The following is an 11,223-nucleotide window of genomic DNA, read 5'->3' on the forward strand; positions in this document are numbered from 1 at the left end:
CGGGATATCGCCTTGCCAGCATCGTCTTCACTCGACAGTTTCGACCTCGCCATCCTGGCCATCCTGCAGTTAGATAACACCACGCCGCAGCGGCTGATCGGCGAGGCCGTCAACCTGTCGGCGCCGGCGGTGCAGCGGCGCATCAAGCGCATGGAGCAATCTGGCGTCCTCGCCGGCAATGTCGCCATCGTCGATCCCGCTTCGGTCGGCCTGCCCATCACCATCTTCGTCGAAGTGGAACTGGAGAGCGAACGCTCGGACCTGATCGACGCGGCCAAGCGGCAATTCGCGGCGGCGCCCGAAGTGCAGCAATGCTACTACGTCACCGGCGAGGCCGACTTCATCCTGGTCATCACCGTGGCCGACATGAGCGCCTATGAGGCGCTGACGCGCAGACTGTTCTTCGACAGCAAGAATGTGCGAAAATTCCGCACCTTTGTGGCCATGGACCGGGTCAAGGTCGGGCTGACGGTGCCACTGCCGGGATAATCCCGTCAGCCAGCCGGCCGCAGCCAGACCTTGTTGTCGTGGAAGGCTGCGCCGCCGTAGGGCGCCGGCGCATCGGCGCCGGTGAGCACGTTGATGCCCTCGCCGCGCTCATGCGCGCTGTTTGGCCAGATGCCTTCAGCGATCACCACGCCGCGCTTGATGCCGTCGAACAGTTTTGCGTGCAGCACCACCTCGCCGCGCCGGTTGCCGACCTTGATACGGTCGCCATCGCCCAATCCGAGGGCCGCGGCATCGTCCGGATGCAGAAGAAGTTCCGGCCGGCCTTCCTTGGCTTTCGACACCGGCGTTTCCGCGAAAGTCGAATTGAGAAAATTGCGCGCCGGCGATGTGGCGAGCCGGAACGGATGCTCGGCATCCGCGACCTCGATCAGGTCGACATGATCCGGGAATTCCGGCAGCTGATCCACCGGCCCGAACGGGCCCATGCTTTTGGGTGGCCGGTTGGGGGCGGCCTGGCCAGTCCAGTCGGCGCGGAAGTGGAACTTCTTGTCGGCATGGCCGAAGCCAGTGATGAAGTGTGCCGCCTCGAAATCCGGCTGCAGGTCGACCCACTTGTCTTCCTTCAGGCTGGCAAAGCTGCCCACCCCGCGCTTGCCGAGGATGATGTCGATATGCTGCTGCTCGGTCAGGCCAAAACCCGAGCGGTCGGCAACGCCGAGACGCTCGGCCAGTTGCTCGATGACGAAATGATTGGTGCGCGGGCCTTCCGGTGGCTCGATCAGTTTGGGCCCAAGCGTGATGTGCTGGTTGCCACCACCCTTGTAGACATCGTCATGCTCCAGGAACATCGTTGCCGGCAGCACGACGTCGGCAAGTTTTGCCGTGTCGGTCATGAACTGCTCGTGCACGCAGGTGAACAGGTCGTCGCGCAGGAAACCCTGCTTCACCAGCCGCTGCTCGGGTGCGACGTTCACAGGGTTGGTGTTCTGGATCAGCATCGCCGTCACCGGCGGACCGCCATAGAGCGCGTCCGCGGCACCGGTCAGCACCGGGCCGATGCGCGAATGGTCGAGATGGCGGATCGAGGGGTCGCGCATCTTCGTGCCTTCCAGCACCTCCTGGTTCAGCTTGAAGATGCCGGAGTTGGAGTGGAAGGCGCCGCCGCCTTCATACTGCCATGCGCCGGTGACGGCGGCGATGCAGGACGCCGCATGCATGTTGACCGAGCCATTGCGCTGACGGGAAAAGCCGTAGCCAAGGCGGAAATAGGTCTTCTTCGTCGTGCCGACGAGGCGGGCAAAGGCCTCGATTTCGGCGGCGGCAAGGCCGGTAATGGAGGAGGCCCATTCCGGCGTGCGCGTTTTGAGATGTGCCTCCAGACCCTTGGGATCGTCGGTGTATTTCTCGAGATAGGCGCGGTCGGCCATGCCTTCCCTGAACAGAACATGCATGACCGCGCAGGCCAGCGCGCCGTCCGTGCCGGGCTTCAGCACCAGCCCCATATCGGCCTGCTTCATCGTAGCGTTCTCGTAGACGTCGATGACGACTATCCTGGCGCCGCGTTCCTTGCGCGCCTTGATGGCGTGGGTCATGACATTGACCTGCGTGACCACGGCATTGGTGCCCCAGATCACGACGCAGTCGGACTTCGCCATTTCGCGCGGGTCGGGACCACGCAAGGCGCCCGCCCCCATCATCCAGCCGGTCCAGGCCAGGTTGGTGCAGATCGACCCGAAGAAGCCGGAATACTTTTTCGCATGGCGAAGTCGGTCGATGCCGTCGCGCTGCACCAGGCCCATCGTGCCGGCATAGTAATAGGGCCAGACGGTCTCCGAGCCGTATTTTTCCTCGGCCGCGATGAATTTTTCGGCGACGAGGTCGAGCGCCGCTTCCCAGCTGGATTCCTTCCAGAGGCCGTCGCCCTTGGCGCCGGCCCTCACCAGCGGCTTCAGCAGCCTGTCGGGGTGATGGACGCGGTCGGCATAGCGCGCGACCTTAGCGCAGACGACTCCGGATGTGTAGGTGTTGGCCTTGGCGCCATGGACGCGGCCGATGCGGTTGTTATCAAGAAGTTCTACTTCTAACGCGCAGGTCGACGGACAATCATGCGGACAGGCGGAGTGCCCGATGCGGATTTGCTGGTTCATGGCCCGTACTTAGAGGGTTTCCAAGCCGGCGTGTAGGGCCAGATGCAGGGCCTGCTTGCCGCTCGATTGAGCTTTGTGACGACGGAAGCCTGCTAATCGATGGCAACGTTTATATATAGCGCATTGTAAGCGGCACATTTCGGGCAGCGCATGTGCCTCACCACATTCGGGGCAAATGACACTTGCCTTGGGATCGAGCGCTAAACTGCTACCCGCCTTGATCCACAATTCCTACGTGCGATGGTGGCCGAGGTCTGGCCCATTCAAAATTGCGTCGTCAACGCCGTCAGCCAGTCAGGTGAGGCATTGACCAGCGTTGTCTCCAGCGCCTTGTCTAAGCCTGAAAGGATGGCGCCGGCGGTCAGTAGCAACAGAACGCCGAGCGCTATCTTGAGGCAGCCGCCGGCTTCGGCGATGCGACCGCGCCAACGCAGCAGAGTTTCGCGTGACAGCGTGCCGAGGACCAGCAGCGGCACCGCGGCACCAATACCGAACAGGGTCATGGTTGCCGAGACCTGACCGAGGTTTTTGCCTTGAGCGGCCAGGACGGAAGCGGCGCCAAGCGTTGGCCCAACGCATGGGCTCCAGACCGCGCCGAGCAGGATGCCGACGCCGAACTGGCCCCAAAGGCCGACGGAAGAAAATCCACCGAAGCGCTGTTCGACCCAGTTAGCGGCCGGACCGGCAGCCAGCGCGACGCGAGCCTGCAGCGATGGGGTCACCAGCACGGCGCCGAATATCAGCATCAGCACGGCGGCTGCGCTGCGAAAGACGCCTCCGTCAAGTCCGATGGAGAAGCCTATCGTGGCCACGAAAAGGCCGATGGCCATGAATGACAGGGCCAGCCCGCCGGCCAGCGCAACAGGTCCGTATCGATGCTGGCTGACGGCAGCGCCAAGGACCACCGGAATCAGCGGCAGCACGCAGGGCGATAGAGTCGACAGCGCGCCAGCCAGAAACGAAAACCCGAAGCCTAGCAGCATCGCCGCCACTCAGATGGTGGTGTCGAGCAACTGCTTGATGGAGTCCGCCTGCGTGACGCCAACGAGCCGACCTACTTCCGCAGCGCCTTTGAAGGTGATCAGCGTGCTCTGCGCCTGAGCGCCCAAGGCGCGGACAACATCTTTCTGGGAATCGAAATCGACCTCGAATACTGCCAGATCCGAATACTCAGCCATCGGCAGCAACTGACCCAGAACCTGCTTTTGCGCCTTGCAGATTGGACACCAGGACGCCGTGATCTCAACAAGGATCGGTTTGCCGGCCTTCTGCGCGGCGTCAAACGCCTGCTGGGTGTAGGCCTGATGAGCGTCCGCCAGCACCACCGAAGCGGAAGTCAGGCTTGATATCATCGTCAGAGCGGCGAGAAACGTGCGGCGGTCGAGCATTTCATACTCCTGCAGGCTTTGGCGAACTGTCAGGGCCGGGATATGGCCATGACCATGCACTTCGTTATTCGCGCTACAAGGGTCGATCGTTACAGGCACACGGCAACGTGACCGCCTGAGGCGCCCTACTCCGCCGTGCCTTCCTCATACTCCGCCGACATGGTCAGCCACTTCTCTTCATGGCCGGCCAGTTGCTGTGCCAGTTGCGAGCGCTCCTTGGCGAGCCGGGTCGCCGTCGACGGGTCCTTCTCATAGACGGCCGGATTGGCCAGCTCGTCCTCGATCAGGTCGATGCGCTTGCGCAACCGATCCATCAGCGCCTCGGTGGCGCGGATTTCCTTGGCCAGCGGCTCGAAGGCGGCGCGGCGCGCGGCCGCATCGCGGCGGCGATCGGCCTTTGATGCCTTCTCGGCCTCGCGCTTGCCGCGGCGGTCTCCGGACACGCCAGTGACCAAAGTCTTGTAGTCCTCCAGGTCGCCATCATACGGATTGACCGCGCCGTCCTTGACCAGCCACAGCCGGTCGGCGGTAGCCTCCAGAAGATGCCGGTCGTGCGAGATCAGGATGACGGCGCCAGGAAATTCGTTCAGCGCATGGATCAGCGATTCACGGCTGTCGATGTCGAGATGGTTGGTCGGTTCGTCGAGGATGAACAGGTTTGGCCCCTCGAAGGCCGACAGGCCCATCAAAAGGCGCGCCTTCTCGCCGCCGGACAGATCCTTGGCGGCGGTGTTCATCTTCTCGGTCGTCAGGCCGAACTGGGCAACGCGGCCGCGCACCTTGGATTCCGGCGCCTCCGGCATCAGCCGGCGAACATGCTCGTAGGCGTTTTCCTCCGGCCTGAGATCGTCGAGCTGATGCTGGGCGAAGATCGCCACCTTCAGGCCCGGCGCAACCGTCATGGTGCCGGTTTCCTGTTTCAGCCGGCCCGACAGAAGCTTGGCGAAGGTCGACTTGCCGTTGCCATTGGCACCGAGCAGCGCGATGCGGTCGTCGGCATCGATGCGCAGCGTCATCTTCTTCAGGATCGGCTGCCCCTCGGTGTAGCCGACATTGACGTTGTTCAAGGCAATGATCGGCGACGCCACCGTTTTCACCGGCTCGGGGAAGGAGAACGGCCGCACCGTGTCGTTCACGATCGCGGCGATCGGCTTCATCTTCTCCAGCGCCTTGATGCGCGACTGCGCCTGCCTGGCCTTCGAAGCCTTGGCGCGGAAGCGTTCGACGAAGGACTCCATGTGCTTGCGCGCGGCTTCCTGCTTGACGCGGCCCTTCTCCTGCAACTCCTTCTGCTCGGTGTACTGGCGCTCGAACTGGTCGTAGCCGCCGCGCCAGAAGGTCAGCTTCTTCTGGTCGAGATGGACAATGGAGTTGACGGCACGGTTGAGCAGGTCGCGATCATGCGAGATCAGAAGCACGGTGTGCGGATATTTCGACACATAGTTTTCCAGCCACAGCGTGCCTTCGAGATCGAGATAGTTGGTCGGTTCGTCCAGCAGCAGAAGGTCGGGCTCGGCAAACAGCACGGCGGCGAGCGCCACACGCATGCGCCAGCCGCCAGAGAAGGACGAGGCCGGGCGGCGCTGCGCAGCGTCGTCGAAGCCAAGGCCGGCAAGGATGGTCGCGGCACGGGATTCCGCCGAATGCGCGTCGATATCGGCCAGTCGCATATGGATGTCGGCGATGCGGTGCGCGTCGGTGGCGGTCTTTTCCTCCTCAAGCAGCGCAGTGCGCTCGAGGTCGGCCTTGAGCACGATCTCGATCAAAGGCTCCTCGGTGCCCGGCGCTTCCTGCGCCACTTGGCCGATGCGAGTATTCTTGGGCAGGCTGATCGAGCCGGTCTCGGAGGGGAAATCGCCGGTGATCGCCTTGAACAAGGTCGTCTTGCCGGTGCCGTTGCGGCCGACGAGACCAGCCTTGGTGCCGGCCGGCAAGGTCAGCGAGGCATGGTCGAGAAGCAGGCGCCCGGCCATGCGGAGCGAAAGGTCGTTGATGATAAGCATGCCGGGGCTTTTGCACGGGAGGGCGGCGCTTCGCAAGGGCTTGGGGGCCGGCGGGGGCATAAGGCATGAAAACGGCGCGCTTGAAGCGCGCCGTCCATGACTGCAAACTGATAACTTTCAGAGACGACCTGGGTCAGGCCTTCGTCTTGCGCTTCGTGACCTTGGCCGCGGCGGCCGGGACGGCCGGCTTGCGGCCGAGGCCCGAGGATTTGGCCAATGCCGAACGGGTCGCGGAATAGTTCGGCGCCACCATCGGATAGTCCGACGGCAAGCTCCATTTGGTGCGATACTCGTCCGGGCTGAGCCCATGATCGGTCATCAAGTGGCGCTTCAGCGACTTGAATTTCTTGCCATCCTCAAGGCAGACGATGTGGTCAGGAAACACCGAACGCTTCGGATTGACGGCCGGGTTAAGCGCAGGGCTCTCCACGGCAACCGTGCTGCCCAACTTGCGAACCGATGCGCTGACGCTTGCGATCAAATCCGGTAGACTAGAAGCTGGCAGTGGATTGTTGCCGACATAGGCCGATACAATGTCGGCGGTCAGTTCAATGGCAGTCTTATTGTCGAGAGTTTGCAATTTGTTTTTCTCCCGCCGGTGATGCAGTTGCCGGCATTTTTTTGAAGAGTGTTCTCGATGTATCCACTTAACAGCACCCCCCCAGCGGGTCGTTAAGGGTCAATAAATCATCAAGACTCGGTACAGGAGGATGTTTCCACATCAGGTTGCAACTTTGCAAATTAGAAAATCTAATACTTCGAAGCGGCCGATTTCGCCGTTGCGGAGCCGACGGGTCTGCAATCGGCCAATATCTCTAGAACACGTTTCCAGCGGGCGCACCGCCCGAAATCCTTTTGCTCAATCGCCTTTTCGGCTTTCATCGCGGCATAGAGCGGCGCCTCGGCGCCGAACTCCTTGATCAGCCAGTATGCTTCCTGTCTGGCGAGGCGTTCATCGTCGTCAAGCATGGTTTTCTGCCTCCGAGCGTTCAATGCCCACCGCAATGCAACTACCGATGACGAGGATCGCACCGGCAATCGCGGTCAGCGTCAGCCGTTCACCGGACAGCGTCAGCAGCAGCGTCGAGGCGATCGGCGTCAGATAGGCGACAACCGCGACCTTGCCGCCGCCTTCGAGCTTCAAGGCGCGCGACCAGAAATAGTAGCCCAGCCCCATAGGACCGGCGCCGAGATAGAGGCCAAGCAGAAGGTCCGCGCCAGTTGGCCAAGCCGCGCCGTCGTGAACACACCAAAGCAAGGTCAGGCCGACGCCGACCAGTGCCGAAGGCAAAAGCAAACGCTCCGACGATGTGGCCAGGCGAGCGACCGCGATCGAATAGAACGCCATGCACAGCGCCGAGCCGAAGGCGGCGAGATAGCCGACGATGCTGCCCTGGAGAAAAGACAGGCCGCGACCACCCGAAATCACCAGCGCCACGCCGACAAAGCCGACCACGGCAGTCAAGCCGAGGAGCACGGGGCGTTGCGGCTTGCCCAGCACGATGACCGCCGCCGCGACCATCAGCGGCCAGGTGTAGGCGACGAGATTGGCCTCGATCACCGGCATGGAGGCAAAGGCGATGTATTGCAGCACCATGGTGCCGACCAGGCCGATGATGCCGACCGCGACCGCCTGGGCGGTCGTGGCCGCGTTTTCCCGCGCCGCATTCTTGCGGCTCGCCAAATGGATCACGGCGAACACCAGCGCCGCTCCGCAAAACTGCAGCAACTGCACCAGCGACACCGGGTGGTTGGCCAGCAGGGATTTGCCGACCAGCGCGTTGGTCGACCACAGCGCGACCGCGCCAACGGCAAAAACCAGCGCGGATGGCGAGCCCGACCCATCCCGGGAAGGCCGGGACGGCGCCCTGCCCCTATCGCCGACCATGATTTCTTCCGAACCGACGGTCAAACCGGTGTCCACTTCTATGCTCTGGCTACCATGATTCCCTCGAGCCGCCCGGGGACGGCGCATCGGTCGCCGCCGCAACCGGACGTTCTTCCTCGAAGCGGCGATAGGCCGGCAGCTGGTTTGTCCAGACGTCTTCGGCCAGCTCGTTGACCCATTCGCGATCATGGTCATTGTCGGCTGCGAGATAAAACATGCGGTTGTCATCGACATAGGGCTTGGCCACCGAGCGCTGGTTGAGCACCAGCGTGACGCGGTCACCGAACTGGATCGGTGCCGTCCGGTGCAGAACGCCAAGAAACTGCCCAAGCGTTGCGTAGTTCATCTTATGATCGATGCGCATGATACGGTTGCGCGGGATCTCGCTGCCGGATTCGAGGATGGCGCGGCCGGTCTCGGAATCGTCGCAGTAAATTTCGAGATGGCCGCCAACCAGCGGATTGCTGATCGACAGCGGAATGAGTTCGGTGACCGGAACGCCGTCGCAATGCCAATCGACGGCGCCGTCCTTGGGATTCATGAAAGTGACGGTTGAGCCGACGATCGACAGCGGGTAAGGCTCGAGCTTGGTGCCCATCATGTCGGACAGACGTTCCAGGCGCAGCTTGTCATGCAGCAGTTCCTTGATCTCCGGAATGAAGCGGTCGGCGCCGGTGATGAAGGTCAGATCGAGATGCTTGTGCACGGCGTGGCTGGACTTGAGCTTCAACGCCGCCTCCTCGATCGCCGCCAACAACGCCGGGTCGTAGCCGTGCAGATACTGCGCAACGCCAAAACTCGACACTTTCCAGGCTGTTTCGTGACCGATAATGGCTTCACGGCTCATCGCATAGCGCAAATCGGGAATGGTATGGGCGTTCATTCTACTTCTCCAGGGTGGGGACATCACTTGGTAAACAGTCGATTAATTTCCCCACCCCTGTAAAATTAGGAATGCTGGTGCTAGTGTAAGCCCAGCTTAAGGTCGAAACGCGTGCGTCTGCTCAGCCAGGTCAACCTCAATTCGCTGAAGATTGTCGAAAGTGCCGCCCGGCACCGTAACTTTACGCGCGCCGGAGAAGAGCAGTTCATTACTGCTTCCGCGGTCAGCCAGCGCGTCAAAAGCCTCGAGGACCAGCTGCGCTTCAAGATCTTCCAGCGTGGCGGCAATGCGGTTTCTCTGACGCCCGAGGGCGAGACCTATGTGTCGCGCGTTCGCGAGGCGCTGGAGCGGATCGTGGCAGCCAGCATGGAAGCCACCGGACAGTCGCAGGCGCATGTGCTGAAGATTTCGGTGCTGCCGACTTTCGCCGCGCGCTGGCTGTTTCCGCGCCTGCCGCTGTTCCAGCGGCAATATCCCGAAATCGAGATGCGGGTCTCGACCTCCTATGCCACGCATGAGTTCGCCACCTCCGAGTTCGACCTGGAGATCCGCTATGGAGACGGCAGCTTTCCCGACCTGACGGCGGACCTCTTGTTCAAGGAGGATTTGACGCCGGTATGCAGCAGGAGGCTGTTCCACGAGATTCTCGGCGACAAGCCGCTGTCAAAGGTGACGCCGGACGACCTCAGGCATTTCACACTGCTGCATTCGGACACCTGCACACAGAACTGGCAGTCGTGGCTGGGTTTTGCCGGCGCGAGTTCCGTGCTCGGCGAGGCCAAGAGCATCTTTTTCGATTCCTGCATGATGTCCTATGAGGCGGCCAATGCCGGCATGGGCTTTGCAGTTGCCAACCGCGCCTATATGGCGAGCGACATCCGCGCCGAGCGGCTGGTGGCGCCGTTTGCCGTCCATCACCCCAACACCGCCGGCTGGTATTTCGTCAGCCCGGTCACCGCGCCCTACGCGCGCAAGGTGGAACTGTTCAAGCAGTGGATCATGGCCGAGGCGGCGCTGACGCAGTGCCAACTGGACGCCGAGATCGCCAGCGGCCCGGTGCTGCGGCAGGCGATGGCCTGAGGTCGCTCCTGCCGACGGCTCTGTCCTCAGCCATGATCGCTTCCAGGGTCTTTCTGTGATTTTGTGCAGGAGCGCCGTCATGGAGCAGTCGATGCGGCCCACCTCATGACGCAGAGGAAAGACTCAGCTATATTTGGTCGCGCGGCGGGCCAGTTTTCCCGCTTGGCCGGCGCTTTCAGCTTCCTCCCAAGCGGCGCCGGCCTTCTTCCCTCAGGCGCCTTTTCGCTTCACCCCCTATTTTGAGACGATCATTGCGCCGGTGACGGTTGTTCGCCACCAGTTGCCGGCTTTGGCGCCGAATCCGTCTGCGGGGTTTGATTAAGCACCGGGGCTTTGGTCGGCTGGATGTTGCTGTCGCAGGCCGTTAGCGCAAGGCCGACGGCAAGCAGGATCAGAAGCGTCTTCATGGCAACCTCCCAGGTCTGCCCTCTCCTTCGTAGAGGCAACGAGGTTGTTCGGCTTTGGTTGCACGCCCGCAAGCGACGTCTTCGGACGGCTGGAACCAAATGCCGCCTTTGCGGTTGGTTGCGCAAAGGAGTTACACCATGATCCGTCTGCTCATAGCCGGCCTACTCGCCTATGCTACCTATCGCGTCGCCAAGGAGGCGATCGACGCCGTGCCCGACGATTTCGATCCGCTACCGATGCCGGGCGACGAACGCACCTTGCGCCGCCAGCCGGCGGCAATGACGGTGCGAGCTAACCTGAAAAATTCATTGGGGGTTGGCGGATGTGGTGCAAGCCATTGAAATGACGTAGGATTTGGTTGCTAAGGCCGATCCGAATCATTTCCCGGAGACCACACCCGCCATGAATGATCTTACGCTGCCGCTGAGCGGTTTGTCATCTGTCGGCGGCAAGTCCGTCGTCGCCCGTTTCGACGGCGGCATGCTGTCGTCCAACAGCGGCGTTCTGGCTCTGGCCGAAGTGGAAAAGCGGCTGCGTGTGGCCGACCGTCTGGCGCGCTGCATCGACGATCCGCGCTGCCCGGACCAAGTCGTCCACAGCCTGGCCGACATGATCGGCTTTCGCATGAAGATGATCGCCGCCGGCTATGAGGACGGCAATGACGCTAACCGGCTGCGCTCCGATCCGGTCTTCAAGATGGCCCAGGACGCGCCCCCTTCGGGTCGGGATCTGGCGTCGCAATCGACAATGTGCCGGCTGGAGAACCTGCCCGGCGTGCGGGAACTGGTCGCGATGGGGCGGGCAATGGTCGATCTCTATTGCGCTTCCTTCCGGCAGGTACCGAAGCGGATCGTGCTCGACATCGACGACACCTTTGACGCCGTGCACGGCGGCCAACAGCTTCGTCTGTTCAACGCCCATCACGACGAGTACGGCTTCCAGCCGATCGTGGTGTTCGATGGCGACGGCCGGTTCG

At 62.2% G+C, this 11,223-nt stretch carries 13 protein-coding genes; 4 read left to right on the top strand and 9 right to left on the bottom strand.

Annotated elements, in window-relative coordinates; genetic code table 11:
• The first annotated feature begins 12 nt into the window (after window positions 1-12).
• On the top strand, window positions 13-489 hold the full coding sequence (locus tag ACWGTO_RS26815; protein WP_454577806.1) for an Lrp/AsnC family transcriptional regulator: 477 nt from the start codon (window positions 13-15) through the stop codon (window positions 487-489).
• Between the two features lie 5 nt (window positions 490-494).
• On the opposite strand, the gene ACWGTO_RS26820 is transcribed toward ACWGTO_RS26815, so the two are convergent.
• The 8 genes from ACWGTO_RS26820 to ACWGTO_RS26855 form a co-directional block, all read right to left on the bottom strand.
• Window positions 495-2,597: a molybdopterin-containing oxidoreductase family protein gene (locus ACWGTO_RS26820; RefSeq protein WP_454577807.1), complete on the bottom strand. Its 2,103-nt coding sequence runs from the start codon at window positions 2,595-2,597 to the stop codon at window positions 495-497.
• A gap of 263 nt (window positions 2,598-2,860) precedes the next feature.
• Entirely contained in the window at window positions 2,861-3,580 is a 720-nt protein-coding gene (locus ACWGTO_RS26825) for a cytochrome c biogenesis CcdA family protein (RefSeq protein ID WP_454577808.1), read from the bottom strand.
• Window positions 3,581-3,589: 9 nt separating this feature from the next.
• Window positions 3,590-3,985: a thioredoxin family protein gene (locus ACWGTO_RS26830; protein ID WP_454577809.1), complete on the bottom strand. Its 396-nt coding sequence runs from the start codon at window positions 3,983-3,985 to the stop codon at window positions 3,590-3,592.
• Window positions 3,986-4,110: 125 nt separating this feature from the next.
• Complete coding sequence (locus ACWGTO_RS26835) at window positions 4,111-5,988, bottom strand: ABC-F family ATP-binding cassette domain-containing protein (protein ID WP_454577810.1); 1,878 nt, start codon at window positions 5,986-5,988, stop codon at window positions 4,111-4,113.
• Between the two features lie 133 nt (window positions 5,989-6,121).
• Window positions 6,122-6,568, bottom strand: coding sequence for a MucR family transcriptional regulator (locus ACWGTO_RS26840; RefSeq protein ID WP_454577811.1), 447 nt, complete (start codon window positions 6,566-6,568; stop codon window positions 6,122-6,124).
• Window positions 6,569-6,738: 170 nt separating this feature from the next.
• Entirely contained in the window at window positions 6,739-6,957 is a 219-nt protein-coding gene (locus ACWGTO_RS26845) for a hypothetical protein (protein WP_454577812.1), read from the bottom strand.
• Complete coding sequence (locus ACWGTO_RS26850; RefSeq protein ID WP_454577822.1) at window positions 6,950-7,876, bottom strand: DMT family transporter; 927 nt, start codon at window positions 7,874-7,876, stop codon at window positions 6,950-6,952. Before ACWGTO_RS26850 ends, ACWGTO_RS26845 begins: the two co-directional genes overlap by 8 nt.
• Window positions 7,877-7,925: 49 nt before the next feature.
• Complete coding sequence (locus ACWGTO_RS26855; protein ID WP_454577813.1) at window positions 7,926-8,759, bottom strand: hypothetical protein; 834 nt, start codon at window positions 8,757-8,759, stop codon at window positions 7,926-7,928.
• Between the two features lie 111 nt (window positions 8,760-8,870).
• On the opposite strand from ACWGTO_RS26855, the gene ACWGTO_RS26860 reads away from it, so the two are divergent.
• A complete protein-coding gene (locus ACWGTO_RS26860; RefSeq protein WP_454577814.1) occupies window positions 8,871-9,839 on the top strand; it encodes a LysR substrate-binding domain-containing protein in 969 nt (322 codons plus the stop codon).
• Window positions 9,840-10,087: 248 nt separating this feature from the next.
• On the opposite strand, the gene ACWGTO_RS26865 is transcribed toward ACWGTO_RS26860, so the two are convergent.
• Entirely contained in the window at window positions 10,088-10,246 is a 159-nt protein-coding gene (locus ACWGTO_RS26865; RefSeq protein WP_454577815.1) for a hypothetical protein, read from the bottom strand.
• A 138-nt stretch (window positions 10,247-10,384) separates the two neighbouring features.
• Between ACWGTO_RS26865 and ACWGTO_RS26870 the strand changes: the two genes are divergently transcribed.
• Both ACWGTO_RS26870 and ACWGTO_RS26875 read left to right on the top strand, forming a co-directional pair.
• A complete protein-coding gene (locus ACWGTO_RS26870) occupies window positions 10,385-10,588 on the top strand; it encodes a hypothetical protein (protein ID WP_454577816.1) in 204 nt (67 codons plus the stop codon).
• 61 nt (window positions 10,589-10,649) lie between these two features.
• A partial coding sequence (locus ACWGTO_RS26875) for a transposase (RefSeq protein WP_454577817.1) occupies window positions 10,650-11,223 on the top strand: 574 nt, incomplete at its 3' end.

Source organism: Mesorhizobium sp. PL10 (genome assembly GCF_053714315.1).